Below are 16,623 nucleotides of genomic sequence, written 5' to 3' on the forward strand. Positions count from 1 at the left end.
ATCATGAAGAAAATTATAATAATAATATTATCCATTACATTCATTCCAATTTTAAACTCATGTAGTGATTTTGATAAATTGAATGTAAGTCCCAATGATGTAAACGAAGTTGATCCAAACTTTCTATTAACTACAAGTACATACAATTTTGCTAATACGTATAGTGAATTTGGTTATTGGGGTTCAAGAATTCCTTCGTTGTTGCAGTATTACCAAGTGGGTGATGGTTATAAATCGGAGGAATTAAATGCGCTGTATTGGACGCCGGGACAAAGTAGTCCTTGGGGAACTATTTACTCTAATTTAGTAGATGTGCAAGCCATGTCTGATCTCAGTGTTGAGCAAGGAAACGTTTTTACGGAGGCTGTCGCTTTGGTATATCAGGCTGGACTTATAGATTTAGCTACTAAGATCTATGGTGATGTTCCCTTTTCAGAAACCAATCAGCTGGAAGAAGAAATTGTTTTTCCAAAATATGATGAGCAAAAAGAGATTTATGAAACCCTGCTGGTCAATTTGAAAACAGCAAAAAATATGATTGAAGGGATTCCCGGATCTAAAGTTCCTGTATTAGATGGGTATGATTTGTTGTACGATGGAGACAAAGACAAATGGGTAAAGTTTGTCAATTCACTCAGAATCAGGATGTGTTTGTTGTTAAATAACAAAAGAAATGAATTAAGTATTGATTTAGATGCTGAGTTCCAAGATGCTGCTCAAAATGTTTTCACAAGTAGCGATGACAATGCTGTGCTGGATTATCTAGGAAATTCTGCAGCTACTTCTTTTCGAGGGGGACCATTTAGGGCTTCTGAACTGACATATGCCAGGAGAATGGGCTTAGGTTTTCTTAATTCATTAAGAGATCAAAATGACCCGAGATTGTATAGGTGGTTACGACCTGTTGAAAAAAAATGGGATAAGGATATTGCTGCAACAACAACGATCCAATACACAGATCCGCTAGGACAGACATTCCCTATTGAAGTATTGCCATACCCTAATGGCTATGATGACCTGGATACAAGTCTGTACGTTGGATTACCGGTTGGTAGTCAGGCTTCATGGACAGCCTATAATGCCGGTCCTCAAGCAACATCAGTTGAGCCCAAAACTACTCCGTTCAATAGTCGTCTCAGTGAGATTTATTTTCAAAATGCAAATCAATATGTTGGCATGAATATTATTACCTATTCTGAAGTTGAATTTATATTGGCAGAAGCTGCAGCTATTGGGGCATTTGGTGTCAGTGATGCAGAAGGTCATTATAAAAAGGCTATTGAAGCTTCTATGGATGAATGGGGAATATTTGGTGATTATGTAGGAGGATTTGATTTTAATGAATTTTATAGTCAGGAAGATATTGACTTGAGTCAAGCAACCAATGAGCATGAGCGCATTATGACTCAAAAATATATATCGATGTTTTTCAGACCCGAGCCATGGTTTGACTGGCGTAGAACAGGTTATCCGGATTTTGTACCTCCCTATGATGGTGCTCAGCCTGCAATTCCTATTAGGTATCATTATGATTCACCTACCCCTCCTGATCCTCAGTATGTAGCTAAATACAAGGAAGCTGTTGAGAGGTTGGAAAAAACTGAATTTGTACAAGTGCCAACAAATGACGATACCCGCTCACGAATGTGGTTATTGCAAGGTACAAATAAACCGTATTAATTATTTATTGACATCCAATTAGTTAAAGAGGGTTTACTGAAACGGATATCAGTAAACCCTCTTTTCTAAATGAAAATTAATGGTAACAACAATGGGTAGTATTTATGCCGGTTGCAGCCGTACAGGAGAAGCACGATGGTGCGACTGAAGGTGCGGAATGAGTGGCAGAAGGGGCCTATTTGTCTTTGACTAGAGGTTAAAAGTCAGATTTTGGCTGGATTTACCTAGAAACCTGAAGGGAAATGGTCCTGTCGGAACTGCCTGGCAGGACTTTTTTCATGCCGATTCCCCAAGTTAAAATGGGACTGGAAAAAGGCAATCCAATTTTATCTATCTCCTGGCAGTTTTCCAGAAAATCAAAATGAAAATGCTAGTTAAAGGATTCGGTAATTTTCCTATATTTAGTGCGGATTTCTTGATTAGGCTGAAAGCAAAATAGCTGCAAGGGTGCGGTTAACCAGTAATGTTGAACAATATTTTGGCTTTCTCATTTCTTAAATGCAACACAACAAGTTGGACAGGTTCTGTCAAGGGCGGCCTGTGTTGTGTCTATGGCAAGCCGTGATGACTGGTTCTAACCAGCTGTTACCTTTTCATTTGAGATGAAAATACATTTAGGCGCCTGTCAATGTATTCGTAAAAAAAAATAAAACCTGGAACAGCCTAATCGAGGAACGGAGGGATGTGCCCTTGAGGGGTCAGTATGCTCCGGATAATTTAAAACAAGGGCACGACATCTGCCGGATTAACAGGTACATTTTCGCTATTTTTTAGTCTCCGGCTTTGGGGGGCAGCTAAGTCCGGTTTATCCAGGGGCTGAATTGAAAGTATAATTACCTTTGACAAACATTGCCCCTGGTAGACAATGAATGGGGTTTAATTCCCACCTGCTCTTAGCCTTGGCCACTAGGCTCCAGCAAAAGAACGTTTAGAAATGAAGTCAAGATCCATTATCTTAAAAGTCTTCCTGACTGGATTTCGGAATTGTCGTCGGAAAAATCCTAGAAACGTTATCCTACAATGTTCAGCACATCTGCCAGTGCCGTGGCCAATCCCAAAAAACTTAAAAATCCGAAGATGTCAGTCACCGTGGTTAGCACGATCGAAGAAGAGGTGGCGGGATCCTGTCCCAGGGACTTCAAAATTATCGGGATGACCGCTCCCGAAAACCCTGCAATGACCATAGATACCACCATTGAGATACCAATGACCACAGACAGGCCGAAGGAGGAGGCCCAGAAATAAACGATGACAGAAGTGGTTAAGGCTACGGCAAGCCCATTTATCAATCCTACCATAATCTCTTTTCTCGCCACTTTGAACCATTGCCCTATCCTGATTTCTCTGAGTGCCAAACCGCGCATGGTGACGGCCAGGGCTTGTGAACCTGTATTGCCCGACTGTCCTGCCACAACCGGTAAGAAAACTGCCAGCACCGTGATTCTCGCTATTGTATCTTCAAAAAAGCCCACAACGAGGGAAGCCATAAATGCAGTAATAAGATTGATATGTAGCCAGGGTAGCCTGTTCTTTACAGCAAGGGAAACTTTTGACAGGGCACGTTCTTCTCTACCCGCACCAAACATGGCTTGAAGGTCTTCTGTGGCCTCTTCCTTTGAGGCAGCTACCAGGTCACCGTTTCGAATTACGCCCAGTAGCTTGTTATTGATGTCAATAACCGGTAAATGAATGATCCTCTTTTCTTCCAGCAGTTCTACCACATCTTCCACGGGTGCTAAGGCATTTATCACGCCCAAAGGAGCTTGCAGGATATCCTTTAATTTTACATTGGGCTCCGAAATGGCGATTCTTTGAAGTGCCGCTACGCCCAAAAATGTGCCTTTATCGTCTATTACATAAATATTGGCAATACGGCGGTCTCCCAGTACTCGCAGGCGCTTCAGCACCTCTTCCACGGTATTTTCCGGATGGAAAGTAGTTGTCATTGGGTTCATCAAATGACCCGCAGAATCCAGCGGATAGCTCATCAGCTCTTTTATTTCCCGGGCCAGTGTAGGGGATAACAAAGCCGTTTTGGCTTGAGCTTTTTCCTTATCCAGACGGGAAAGCAATCTAGCTCCCAGATAAGCATCGATGTTGGAGAAAATGTGAACAAACAATTGATTATCCATCAGATCAATGACCTCTGTGGCAATATCAGGATTCAGGCGGGCAAACACCTGTTTGGAAACGCTTTGATCCTGTCTTTTGAGATAATCAATGATCTCCTCAGTGGAAAAGCCATTGAGCACCGAAGCAGCATCTCCGGGAAATTTCCTGAAAAAGCCATTTATCAATTTTTCTTTAGCTGTGGTAGGGATTTGTGACATGGTAAAATTTTAGCCTATTTTGATTGAATGGGGATATTGGGGTTTTATTCTCCCGAGCTCCCCAAAAAACCCATTAATCCGACGCGGTAAAGCTCTCCCAGTGCGGCACCCGCCTTGATAGCTTCTTTACCAAGCATTTCTTCGCTTTTTACACTTCCCCGGCGGACGGCTTCCAGCCTTAATGAGCCTACTAGAACCCCCGATCGATCTGTTACCGGCAAGGCATAATAGTAAAGCCAGCTATCATAGTTGATGACCGTTTCAAAATGAACATCATCGTAGAGTTTTGGCACACTAGTATTTGCCAAAGTAGTAAGAGGGGCATCCTTATCGGCCAACAGCAGGTCTTGCAGGTTTACAACACCATGAAGTGATTTGTTATGGTTAACCACAAATACGTAAGGAGAGATCAGCTGTTTGTGCTCCTTTAAGAAGGTCAACGCCTTGCCCACCTTGACGGATTTCCGCAAGGTAAATAGGATTGGATCCATCAAGGCTCCTACCGTGTTTTCAGGGCTTTTCAGCTTCAGGCGCAGGGGACCTGAAACTTCCGGTGCCAGATCTTCCAATAGTGAATCGCGGAGCGGCCCCTCCATCTGTCTGAGTATCAATTCAGCCGTTTTCAGGTCTACATCTTCCAGTATTTCGATTGCGCAGGTTTGGTCAAGGCTTTCCAAAATTCGGGATGCTTTGTAGGCATACATCGGTTCCAAAATTTTTGCTGCCAGAGCAACGGGGATTTCCTGTAACAAGCTCGCCACCTCTTCGGGCTCAAGCTCCTCGAGAATTTGCGTTGCTGCCCGGCCGTGTTCATAAATAAAAGCCTCCAATATCTTTTCATCTGTACCCATTACTTTTCTTTTTTGACCAAGACAGACTTTACTTCATTAAACTCCTTAGAAGGGACAGTCACTTGGCCGGTTTCCGATTCCAAAAGAACTGATGTATTGCGGATCTTAATAATCCTGCCTTCTATATCGCTTATCTTCACATAATCTCCCTCTTTGTACAGTTTATGTATGTAATAGGAAGCGAGAATATTGCTGACCGATGTTTTAGCTCCCAAGCCAAATGCCAGTGCCGCACCGAACAAAAGAGCCGCTAAAAGGATGTTTATCAATTGTGTAAGGAAAGCAATATCGATACCTATCTGATTAACGGCAATAATAATGGAAGTGATGAGAATAGTGTACTGCACTATATTTCCGAGGATATGGCCATAAGAAATGGCAACCTGGGCCGTGGCGGAGGTGATCAAATTCCCCACCATCCTGCCAGCAATGATTCCCACAAAAACTATTAAAATGGCAGCAAAAATTCTCGGTGCATAGGTCAGGACACTTCCTAGCCAGGTGGTAATAATCGATAAACCGAGTACTTCGGTACCGAGAATAAGAAAGAAAACAAAAATAATCCAGAAAAAAGTCTTGCTGATAAATGTGGCTGAAGGGCCGAAGTTGATGTGTTGGATCTTGTCTCTGAACCTGTCATTGATCAGGCTGTTTAAGTAATTCAACAAACGCTTGACCGCCCATTCAATGAGGCGCGCCACCAAATAACCTATTGTAAATACAATAAAGGCAAGGATTAGTTTTGGAAGGATAGTGATCAGGCTGTCCCTGAATCCAAACGCTATTTTATGAAACTCTTCTACTAGCTGACTATAATCCATTGTTTAAACTTGCCTGAATTAAAAAGACTTATCTTTAGTATCTTTCCAAAGTACAAAAAAACTTCAAATAATTTGCAAAAAACATTAATTTCAACCAGAATAGCAGGATGTCCCCGCTGAGTCTCTTGTAAAGGAGTTATCGGTTGAATAAATGCTATCCCGGGTCTATATGGAGCAATCAGACAGTATAAGGAAGTTGCCAATTTTACACCTTTTCTGGCGTTTTCATCCTATCACAGTGTCTGACAGGAAAGGATTTTGATTTGAAGTTTAAATGTTCACTCACCAGGTGGCCAGGCCTTCATTTTGTAAATAAGGTTTGGGTGGAGTTGAAGTGAAAAACCCTCCCTGTCCATCACGATCTCATAAACACCACTTTTGTCCAATTCCACAAATACCCTTTCCTTGACCTGTTTCGGCCGGCTATTAACTTTGTATTGGAGTTGAGAATACCCTTACCCAACCTTCAAGGGGTTTGTTGAACTTTCCTTAAGTTTCATTCCCGTTGACCGGCGGTTCTTTTCAAAACCCCGGATGATCCCATGGTTAGACAAATGGCGGCATGATTTAGCGGTGGGATGCGAGCCTCCTGCAAGTCTGAATGCAGCGGTTCCCGAAACTGATCAGTTTTTGCTGAGGAGCAATAAAAGGGGAGGAGTAATGTGCTCTTTTTCAACAATTTAATTTTTATTTTTGGATTAATCCATACATTTGAACTTGAAATACTTAAGCTTTCGCGTCTTCTTTGGATTGGATTATTTATCAATTTATAGGAACCATTTTCAGGTCAACTAAATTACTTCATCTTGAAAAAACTTGCCATTCTTTTCGTGATCTTTCTTTGTGGGCAATCGGGCAATGCGCAGGAACAGGAAGGGTACTGGGGTCTGGCTGTAGGGATTAGATCACAAACCGTACAGGATCAATTGATTACCCAAAGTCGCTACAGTGGTGGGCCAATCTATTTCATGATTGATCATGAGCGCCGAAAAACCCAAAAACTTAGCCATTTCCAATTTGAAGGAAGTATTGGTTCGCTTAAGACCCGGGAATTTGAAATTGGAAAATCTTTGGGCCGGTACCAGCAGCCGAAAGTTACTTCCTACTGGAATGAAATCAGCTACTCCTCCCTTTTTTTGATCCGGGAGTCTGAAAAGGGAAATTGGTGGTTTGGTCCCTCTATTTCAAGTCTGATCCATGTCCGCTTTTCACCACGCTGGGACAATAGCTCAATCAATTATGATTTCAGTGGAAATTTCCAGGCTGAACTAAGCTATCGCCGTAATTTCCAACTTTTTGGCAAGGAAATGAAAGGTAATACCGGCTTTAAACTTCCTCTTATTGGATTCATGACCCGACCGGTTTTTGCTGGTGTGCCTGATTTTTTGGATCAGGAAAGGCGCTTTGAGAGTCAGTTGTTTGATAATACCAGCATAAGTTGGTTGGGAAACTTTCCCCGTTTTCAATTCGATAATTTTGTGGAGTTTCCTATTTATGGAGGCAATAAAATCCAGTTGATCTACAATTGGGAGTATTATTCTTTCCAAAACCCTAGCCTGGTACAAACTGCTGCCCATACTTTAGGTATCAACTTTCTAATGCGCACAAGATGAAAAAGCTACCTGGAATAATGACTTTATTGACGATGTTGTTTTTTCTCTCCTGCGAGCAGATTCTTTTGGATTCACCACCGGATAATACCAATGCAGAAAATTTTGATATTCTTTGGGAGGTTATGAATGAACGCTATTCCTTTTTTGACTTCAAAAAAATAGACTGGGATAGCGTAAAAAACGTTTACCGACCCATCGCGCTTCAGGCGCAAAATGAAACAGCGCTTTATGATGTAATGGCTGCGATGCTGAATACCCTGAGGGATGGTCACGTAAACCTAAGGACGCCTTTTGACATCAGCCGTTATTTACCCTATCTGGAAGCTCCTTCCAACTATAGTTTCGATGTTTTGGAGCGTAATTACCTGGGGGATTATCGAATCACTGGATATCTTCTCAATCAGGAGATCAACGGTGTCGGCTACATACACTACCGAAGTTTTACCTCAACTATTCTGGAAAGTGAACTGGACCTTGTAATAGAGCGGTTTAAAAGTTTGCCCGGAGTCATCATCGACATCAGAAATAACGAAGGAGGTAATCCGGAAAATGGATTGAAAATTGCCGCCAGGTTGATTGACGAACGCACGAAGCTATATTCCTACCAAACGAAAAATGGTCCTGGTTCGAATGATTATTCACCACAAAAGGAAGTCTTTTTAAATCCAAATACCGAATCCCCGCATTTCGAAGGAAGGGTGGTCGTCTTAACCAATAGAAAAGTGTACAGCGCAGGTTCGTACTTTTCAGCTTATATCAAAGCTATTGATGGGGCAATCCTAATGGGAGATGATACCGGAGGGGGTTCTGGGGTTCCCGCAGGATATGATCTGCCCAACGGATGGTATTTCAACTACAGTTCCACTATAGGATACACCGTGAATGGACTTAATTTTGAGGCTGGGGTGCCGGTGGATATCCGGGTGCAAATGAGCCCTGAAGATATAGCTGAAGGTAAGGATCCAATTTTGGAAAGAGCGATTGAGTACATTAAAACCGGAAGCTAACAGACAGAGGGTTAATAAAGGCCAATGATGATCTATAAAAAAGCCGTGATCCAGCCGAAAATCCAGCCCTTTCTTATTGTCAACCATCGAATAGGCTTAGGATTTTTTCATCTTCTAAAAACCTTCCAACAAGTTGCACTGGTACAGTGAAGGTCTGGCTGAGGTGCGCCTGCGGCGGGCTTTAGGAGAGCCACTTACGAGTCCGGTTGCAGCCATACAGGAGGTGACTGAAGGCACAATTTGGGGGAAGTAACGGATATATGGTTCAGATTCACCAAGAAATTTTAAGGGAAATAATCCTGCAGGAATTGCCTGCCAGGACTTTTTCTATTCTCGTTTCTAAAGATAAAGGGACTGTAAAAAGTCATCTCTATATTACCTAAGGCCTGGCAATTTTCCTGCCTATGAAAATGAGAATGCTAATTGAAGGTTTCGGTAATTTTCCGATATTTAGAGGAGATTTCTTTTCAGGCGATAATCGAAATAACCCTAAGGCTTGCGGTTATCGAGTAATTGCTGGTAATTTAAAAGTAAATAATAGCTTGTAATCGGTTTGAAAAAATCGGTAAGAAGGCTTGCAATAGTTTAACCTACTATATTTATTGTTCCATAGAGATTGACTGTATGGTTTACGCCTAATGCTTTTGCATAATACTTCCAATCGAGCAGCGAAGTGCTGCCAAAGTTAGGTCTTGATGAAGTTTATGATTAAAACTCTGTACAAAGGAATTAGTTAACTCACATTATAATGCCAAAAAATAAAAGCTTTTCCAGCAGAAAATGCCAACCCCAAAGCATTCCTGTTAACGGAAGCGCCAAATCCCAGATGACCGTTTTAGGCAGTCAGGCGTGGTTAAATTCCAGATTAATCCATTCTGCGTTTATTCACTGGAAGGTTGGGTGCTTACTGCTTGTTTTTTTCGCATCCTTGCTGTGGGCATGTTCTCCGTCCAAAGTCCCTTCTGATACATTTTTTGATGGTCAGTCATTTAGTGGCTGGAATGCCCACACAGGATCGGTTTGGCGCATAAAGGATGGAGTCATTACGGGTGGCAGTTTAAAGGGGAATCCGCGCAATGAATTCCTGGCGACGGACAAGGTATATAAAAACTTTCACCTGCGGCTCGAATACCGGCTTGTTGGCACAGAAGGATTCGTGAATGGTGGCGTGCAGTTTCACAGCCGGCGAACCAGCAATCCGGCGAATGAGATGAGTGGTTACCAGGCAGACATCGGTGCAGGCTATACGGGCTACCTCTATGATGAGTCGCGGCGCAATCGCTTTTTGGCGGAAGCAGATTCTGATTTCGTTGCTTCGATTGAGCGGCCAGGCCAATGGAACCATTACGAAGTCATTGCCCGTGGCAAGCAGGTGACGATCATTCTCAACGGTCAAAGGACGATTACCTACCAGGAGCAGGAGGAAGATATTCCGCTGGAAGGGCACATTGCCTTGCAGATCCACGGCAACTGCAAAGCAGAAATTTCGTTCCGCAACCTGCATATTGAGGAGTTGGATGATACCGTCATCCCTCCCAATGAGGCTATCCTGAGTCGTTTCGGAAGCATACAGCACCGGGCGCCGGTTCCCGCCTTCGAAGACGGCACCTTTCAGTTGCAAGAAGAGGATGTTGTCGTATTTGTAGGTCAGGAAAACTTTGTGCGTGAGCAAAGATCGGGCGAATTGGAGTCGCTGTTGGCAGCAGGTTTTGCCAGGCAGCGCCCTCGTTTTCGTTCGATGGCCTGGGAGGGGGATGTGGTCTATGAGCAATGGCGTGATCTGAACTTCGGTGATTGGGGCGATCAATTGGATGCTGTGGGCGCTACGGTGATCCTGGCCCAATTCGGTCAGATGGAAGCACTGGATGGTCCCGACCGACTGGCGGATTTCGAAGCAGCCTACCACCGCTTGCTGGATCAATTAACCCGCCGAACCCACAAGTTGGTGTTGGTGTCACCCATCCGTTTTGAAAAGCCGCTTGCTTCCCATGCACCCGACCTTAGGGAAAGGAATGACGATCTTCAGTTGTATGTGCAATCGATGGAAAAGATTGCGGCGCAACGCAATGCGCTATTTGTGGATCTGACCACGATGCCTTACGGGAATCGGCTCACTGAGAATGGAATCCATCTGACACCGGAGGGGCTTCGCCGGGTGAGTGCGGAAATTGCCAGGCAGTTGGATGTTGAAATCGAGGTGATACCTTCGGAGGCGGTCCGTCAGGCCATCGTTCAAAAAAACCGCCTTTGGTTCGATTTTTGGCGGCCGGCAAACTGGTCCTTTGTCTACGGAGACCGCGTGAATCAAATGTATGGGCAGGGGGCCGGGGCTGAGCCCTCGCTTCAGGTCGCATTTGAGCAACAGCTGCCCCTTGTGGAAAAAGCAGATGCCGTCATTTATGATCGAATAGCAGGTAAAGAAGCACCGGGAGTATCGGTTGCTCCGGTTGTGTACAGTGAGATCGATGCGTTGACACCAGAAGAACAACTGGCAGGGTTCACGACCGCAGAAGGGTATTCGGTCAATCTTTTCGCTTCAGAGCTGGAAGGAGTAGTGAATCCCGTGCAATTCGCATGGGACGAAGAGGGAAGACTCTATGTAGCCTGTTCACCCTCCTACCCGCAGACATTGGCTGGGATGCCTGCGCAGGACTACATACAAGTCCTGGAAGATTGGGACCGTGACGGAGTAGCGGATAGCTCGTGGCGGTTTGCCGAAAACCTGAGCATGGTACAAGGCATAGAACCGGGTGGAGACGGGGTCTACGTCTGCGACTTTGATCGAATTCTCTATCTCCGTGACACCGACGGGGACAAAAAGGCCGATGAGCGGCAGGTAATATTCTCCGGTTTCGGCGTAGGCGATACACATCAAATGGTAAACAGCATTACGCATGGACCGGACGGGACCCTGTGGTTCACCCAGGGACTTCACGCCATTTCCAGGGTGGAGACCCCGCATGGAGTTGCCCGTCTGGACCGAGCCGGAGTTTGGAGATATCACCCCCGCCGCCTGAAATTGGAGAGTTTCTTCGGAGGGGGAATGGCGGGAGCCAATTGCTGGGGCGTGGCGTTTGACGACTACGGCCAGGTCTTTCACAAGACGGGAGATCGCCCGGAAGGCTATTGGACTGTACCAGGTTTGGTTCCATTTCCGGCGCAAGGAGATTCCCGCTACCATGAAGATCCGAACACGGCCTACGAAAAGACCAATCCGGAGCAGTATCATGATGTAGGTCCCCTATTTGAGACCTCGCCCAAAACGACGTCCCTGGAAATCATTGGAACATCGGCCATGCCCGAAGAGCTGCAAGGCGCAGCGTTGATCGGCGGATACTTCGGCTCTGTGGTGGAAGTGCACCAATTCGAAGATGCAGGTTCCGGATTTGCGACCAAACAGCTTCCCCGATTGATCAGCTCCTCCGATAATTCGTTTCGCCCGGTGGACGTATCTGTGGGGCCTGATGGAGCTTTGTATGTGGCGGATTGGTTCAACCCGATCATTGGTCACTACCAGGCGAGCTATGCCGACCCACGACGGGACAAGTCACATGGCCGTATCTGGAGGATCACAGCAGATTCCAGGTCGTCCTTTGACTATCCCGATCTATCCGCGATGGATGCGGGCCAACTGCTAGAACTTCTGGATTCTCAGGAGCGATGGATGCGCTACCAGGCAAAGCGCTTGCTTTATTACCAGCCAACGGAAACGGTTGTGGCTGCGGCAGACGCTTTGGACCTCCAGGATCGAAAAGACCGGTTTCTCCTCGAATTGATCGGGGTCTACCAGGCGCATGAAACTGTCCGACCGGAATTGCTCGATCGCCTGTTGGGGTCGAAGGATTTCCGGATTCGGGCCTATGGTGCCCGTGTGCTGGGAGATTGGGCGTCGCGGCTGGAAGATGGAGCCCTTGGTCGGTTAAGGCAATTGGTTAATGATGCCCACCCCCGGGTCCGCTTGGAGGCAGTGATAGCCGCCAGCTACCTGCGGGAGATCCCTGCGATCGAAGTGGTAACTGCAGCACTCGAACATGAAATGGACCCCTTTCTACAGTATGCGTTGAGGCAGAGTGCACGATCCCTTCAGATTCTCTGGGAGACTCCTTTTCAGGAGGGGGAACTCAAGGCCGCATCGAAGGTTCAGGAAAACTTTCTGCGGGAGCTGTTGGATCAGGGACCTGCGCTCGTTTCTACTGGCGAAGCCTTGTATGAAAAGGCCTGCCTGACATGCCATCAGCCTGGTGGTAAGGGTCTGCCAAAGGTGTATCCACCCCTGCTAGGTTCAAAGCGGGTCACCGGAGACGAAACGAAGCTCATCAAAATCGTGCTCAATGGGCTTACCGGTCCCCTCGACGTTGCGGGAGAAGAATACGGTGCCGGAACCCAGTCCATTCCCATGCCTCCCATGGGTGGGATGAGCGATCAGGAGATCGCTGATGTCCTGACCTACATCCGCAAGGAATTTGGTAACGGATCACCCGCCGTAGCTCCCGAAACGGTTGCGAAAATCCGGGCGGAGGTCTCTGGACGAACCAAACCCTGGACCATCAGGGAGCTGGCCGACTGATCCGGCTTTCCAACTCTAGCCTATATAATAAAATAAACTTTAATTGACAGTCCACTGTTAAATGCTGCTATCCGCCTTTCGATTGGTCGGGCCTGGGTATATGTTCTTAGATACCCGCGCAGGAGTAGCATTTTTCTTCACCTCGGAAATCCATTGTTTCCTGTTTTGTTCGCGACGTGATCGCTCTTTTTTATATCTGTTGATTTTCAGTGGTTTTAAACTAACAGATCATTTAATGAGCTATCCCAATTGGGACAAAGAGCAGGTTCTGGCTGCACTCGAGTACGCAGCCGATATAATTACCAATGAGGAATCGATTGAAACGGAATGATCATCACTAATGAAAATGTCGGTCAAGAATTGATTGAATTATCAAAACCATTAATCTTCTTTAATTCCCATAATCGGATGCAGGCAGGATGCCCAGTATTTAAAAATAATTTTCAGCAGTTCGCCCTGCGCTTCTATCGTCTCAGCCTTTTTAAAATAGCCCTGCACACTATGAGAATAGGCTTTTTTTACCGTTTTATTGGAGGCATCACTGGAGAAAAAAACAAATGGAATGGATTTTTCACGCAGGTAGCGGTCCTTTTCAATTTCCCTCTTAAATTCCAGGCCGTTCATTCCCGGCATGTTAATATCGCTAATGATTAGGAAAATCTCGTCACGGTTTTCTTTTAGGTGTATAAGCGCTTCTTTAGGATCTGCAATGTATTCTACATCAGTAAACCGGTCTATTGAGGCCAATGCTTCTTTAAGTAGTAGTTCTTCATACGGCTGATCATCCACCAGGAGGATCTTTCCGGTTATTTTTTCCATAGAATGTTGATAATTAGCGTTTACACTACTTACATGATTAAATCATTATTAAAAATAAGGTTTTTTAATAAGTATAAAAATTAACTGCGGACAAAAGCTGCTTTGGAAGCAGGGTTACCTGAGCAATATTAATACCAATGCACCTCTTTTGGAAAGCATCTTGCTGCTTATTTGTCAATACCTATCAGGTGGCTGCAAGGTAATGCGTTTGGATCGGAGGTGGTCTGTGACGCAGTAATGCTAAATGAAGTACTGTCCCTTCGGCAGGCTTAGCGAGACCGGCAGCAGGTTATTGATTCAGAATTCTGCGAGCTGACGGTAATGCTCCTGCCTTCCACATCAATTTTGTATTCTTTATTTATTAAAATACGCTTTTTTAACCGTTGAAAGGCTACTATTGGTGTAAGCGGAAAAAGGTTTGCTGTGCTTTTTACCAAAAGTAACCACATCTTCATGAATGACCAGGTCCACGTCGGCAACTTTATATGCTTTCGTTACCTTACGTATTTCAGCATCAGGATCCTGCTCTGATAAAACGACACTGACGACAAAAGCCTCCACCTTATCACCATACCTTTCTTTTAAAATCCCATAGTTTTCAGTTGCACCCGACTCCGGTTTTTCCAGTGGAACGAACCTTCCCGAAATCATTATTGGGGCTTCTTTACGCAAATCAAATCGGGTAAACTAACCTTCTCTTTTAAGTTCGAATACATCGGAATCATCCATTTGTTTAAATACCATGGGGCCACGCTCCTTTTCCCCCTGAACCTGCCAAACCGCCAGTTCCTCGCCTTGCCTTTCAATCTTGTAAACCGGGCTTTTCATTTGTTGCTCCATTTGCGTTTTGCGCATTCCGTTCCATTGCACGGCTTTCTGATGGTTTTTCTCAAAAAATTCATCTACCACTTCATCGTTTTCAAATACTACTTCTCTCACCTCATAGTATTGGGCATTTAAGAAAAAAGGTACTGTCAATAAAACAACTGTCTGCTTCTTCATCATCAATTCAATTATTGGTTTTTGGTTGGGTATAAATTTTAAAGTAAAAAAATAATGTTCTTTACCAAGCCTAATCGAATGATGAAAATCTTGGCTTATTAGGTTGAGATTCACCGCTTCAAATGACTGGTTTTTTATCAGGCAGATTAATGAAACCCGACGCCCCTGAGTCTTTCTGGGAAATGGCCTTTGGGGTTGATAGGAATCGAGAGAACCAGGTGGTTCCATAAAAAAACCTCGTTACCGGTTTAATACAAAGTGGCTAACCAAGATGCTAAGCTAATGGGTGTTTTTGGAAGCAAACTCTTCCTGGCTGCTTAAAGCTTGTTATTAGCAGAAGCGGACTGCTGTTTGATTTAGACAAATCCAAAAATGGAGAGATATTTTTTATTAAACCCAAAAAACGTAATTTTATGTTTAAATATGCGTAAATTGCAGCTAAATATTCTACTAAAAAGAAAGTTGAATTTCTCAGAAAGTTCTGGTATTTTATATTCAGATGGTGGGTAGGGTGTTATTTTTATTTCTAAGTAAGAACCCCTAAGGTAAGAAGAGATGGGCTATAAACATGAGTTGGAAGAAGCCAACAGAAAAATCGAATTTCTTTATCAGGAAAAGGAAAAAAGGGCGGGGGAGTTGTATATAGCTAATCTGGAGCTTATCTACCAAAACGGGGAAAAGGAAAAACGCGCTGATGAACTGGTAACAGCCAATCTGGAGTTGGAATTTCAAAACGAGGAGAAAGAAAAGAGAGCTGATGAATTGATTATAGCCAATCTGGAATTGGACTTTCAAAACGAGGAGAAGAAAAAAAGGGCAGATGAATTAGCTATTGCTTACCTGGAACTTACTTTTCAAAATAGGGAAAAGGAAAGTAGAGCCGAGAAACTAATTCTGGCAAACAAAAGGCTTTCGGTACAAAAAGTCCAATTAGAAGATTTTTTCAATATTGTTTCTCACAACTTACGAGGTCCTTTGAACAATATTTTCATGCTGGTGGATGATATTACCGAAACTAAAGAGGAATCAGAAGTTGCCACACTTAAAGAACTTCTAAAAGGATCAACCGTAATCCTTAGGGAGATTTTAGATGAACTGATGGAATCACTTCAGGTCAAATATGATCTAGAAATCAGATCAAAAAGAATTGACCTGAAAGATTATTTTTTTAAAACCTGCGTTGGCTTGCGAGGGCAAATAGATCGTTCCAATGCACTGATTGAATGCGATTTTGATGAGTCGCTTTTTCTCCATTTTCCGCCAACGTATGTTCGGAGTATCATGCATAACCTGATTAGCAATTCATTGAAATACAAATCACCGTTACGTACGCCCCATATTTGCGTCAAAAGTAAACGAGAGGGAAATAAAATTGTACTATCTGTCGCGGACAATGGATTAGGTATTGATTTAAGTAAACATGGCAAGGACTTGTTCAAAATCCGAAAGGTATTTCACACGCATCCAGACGCTAAAGGATTTGGTTTGTACATCACAAAATGTCAGATGGAAGCCATGAATGGCCGAATCTGGGCCGATAGTATCCCTCAGGTGGGCAGCACCTTTTATGTGGAGTTCACTAACCAACCTTTATGACCGTTATTTCAACAACACAAGCATTTACGACGAAAGATGCTACTCCCTATTCTAAAAGCCATTATTGCGTTTGCTAACGAACCCGCTGCGAATTAGACAGGCAGGCAACAGATGTTTTTGAGAGACCGGTCCTGATGTCAATCAAGAGCTACCGGGATGCAAAATCGGCCGGAGGACTGGGATTAATCTTATTCTTTGAAGGCTGTTTTCACAACAGAAAAACGCTCCATTCGATGATCTTTAAAGAAATAATTAGTATTATTAACTACTGGTGCACAGGTGGATTTTGTGGGGGAGATCTATCCGGAGTTCGTTGTACGTCCCTGATGCTGTTGGG

The 16,623-nt window shown here is 44.2% G+C and carries 11 protein-coding genes; 5 read left to right on the forward strand and 6 right to left on the reverse strand.

Annotation, left to right across the window (positions count from 1 at the left end; translation table 11 throughout):
* The first annotated feature begins 3 nt into the window (after nt 1-3).
* The gene (locus tag GKS34_RS19530; protein ID WP_163386670.1) at nt 4-1,680 is read left to right on the forward strand and encodes a SusD/RagB family nutrient-binding outer membrane lipoprotein; all 1,677 of its coding nucleotides are present in this window, start codon (nt 4-6) and stop codon (nt 1,678-1,680) included.
* Nucleotides 1,681-2,690: 1,010 nt separating this feature from the next.
* On the opposite strand, the gene mgtE is transcribed toward GKS34_RS19530, so the two are convergent.
* The 3 genes from mgtE to GKS34_RS19545 are packed head-to-tail and all read right to left on the reverse strand — an operon-like array spanning nt 2,691 to nt 5,682.
* Nucleotides 2,691-4,010, reverse strand: coding sequence for a magnesium transporter (gene mgtE / locus GKS34_RS19535; RefSeq protein WP_163386671.1), 1,320 nt, complete (start codon nt 4,008-4,010; stop codon nt 2,691-2,693).
* A gap of 44 nt (nt 4,011-4,054) precedes the next feature.
* A complete protein-coding gene (locus tag GKS34_RS19540; RefSeq protein ID WP_163386672.1) occupies nt 4,055-4,861 on the reverse strand; it encodes a CBS domain-containing protein in 807 nt (268 codons plus the stop codon).
* Nucleotides 4,861-5,682 (reverse strand): mechanosensitive ion channel family protein, encoded by an 822-nt coding sequence (locus GKS34_RS19545; RefSeq protein ID WP_163386673.1) that lies wholly within the window; start codon nt 5,680-5,682, stop codon nt 4,861-4,863. The genes GKS34_RS19540 and GKS34_RS19545 overlap by 1 nt, the downstream gene beginning before the upstream one ends.
* An 806-nt stretch (nt 5,683-6,488) precedes the next feature.
* Between GKS34_RS19545 and GKS34_RS19550 the strand changes: the two genes are divergently transcribed.
* The 3 genes from GKS34_RS19550 (at nt 6,489) to GKS34_RS19560 (ending at nt 12,869) form a co-directional block, all read left to right on the forward strand.
* Nucleotides 6,489-7,295, forward strand: a complete 807-nt coding sequence (locus GKS34_RS19550; RefSeq protein ID WP_163386674.1) for a hypothetical protein — start codon at nt 6,489-6,491, stop codon at nt 7,293-7,295.
* Nucleotides 7,292-8,302, forward strand: coding sequence for a S41 family peptidase (locus GKS34_RS19555; RefSeq protein WP_163386675.1), 1,011 nt, complete (start codon nt 7,292-7,294; stop codon nt 8,300-8,302). Before GKS34_RS19550 ends, GKS34_RS19555 begins: the two co-directional genes overlap by 4 nt.
* A gap of 748 nt (nt 8,303-9,050) precedes the next feature.
* On the forward strand, nt 9,051-12,869 hold the full coding sequence (locus GKS34_RS19560; protein WP_163386676.1) for a PVC-type heme-binding CxxCH protein: 3,819 nt from the start codon (nt 9,051-9,053) through the stop codon (nt 12,867-12,869).
* A 381-nt stretch (nt 12,870-13,250) separates the two neighbouring features.
* Here the strand turns inward: GKS34_RS19560 and GKS34_RS19570 are convergent, their stop codons facing one another.
* The 3 genes from GKS34_RS19570 to GKS34_RS19580 all read right to left on the reverse strand — a co-directional run bounded on the left by GKS34_RS19570 (nt 13,251) and on the right by GKS34_RS19580 (nt 14,693).
* Nucleotides 13,251-13,688, reverse strand: coding sequence for a response regulator (locus GKS34_RS19570; protein WP_163386677.1), 438 nt, complete (start codon nt 13,686-13,688; stop codon nt 13,251-13,253).
* Nucleotides 13,689-14,042: 354 nt separating this feature from the next.
* Entirely contained in the window at nt 14,043-14,360 is a 318-nt protein-coding gene (locus GKS34_RS19575) for a hypothetical protein (protein ID WP_163386678.1), read from the reverse strand.
* 15 nt (nt 14,361-14,375) lie between these two features.
* Nucleotides 14,376-14,693 carry a hypothetical protein gene (locus tag GKS34_RS19580; protein ID WP_163386679.1) on the reverse strand — a complete coding sequence of 106 codons (318 nt, stop codon included), beginning with the start codon at nt 14,691-14,693 and terminating at the stop codon, nt 14,376-14,378.
* A gap of 552 nt (nt 14,694-15,245) precedes the next feature.
* Here GKS34_RS19580 and GKS34_RS19585 point away from each other — a divergent pair.
* A complete protein-coding gene (locus GKS34_RS19585) occupies nt 15,246-16,286 on the forward strand; it encodes a sensor histidine kinase (protein ID WP_163386680.1) in 1,041 nt (346 codons plus the stop codon).
* Nucleotides 16,287-16,623 lie beyond the last annotated feature (337 nt).

Origin of the sequence: Cyclobacterium jeungdonense (genome assembly GCF_010994275.1) — a bacterium.
GTDB lineage: Bacteria > Bacteroidota > Bacteroidia > Cytophagales > Cyclobacteriaceae > Cyclobacterium > Cyclobacterium jeungdonense.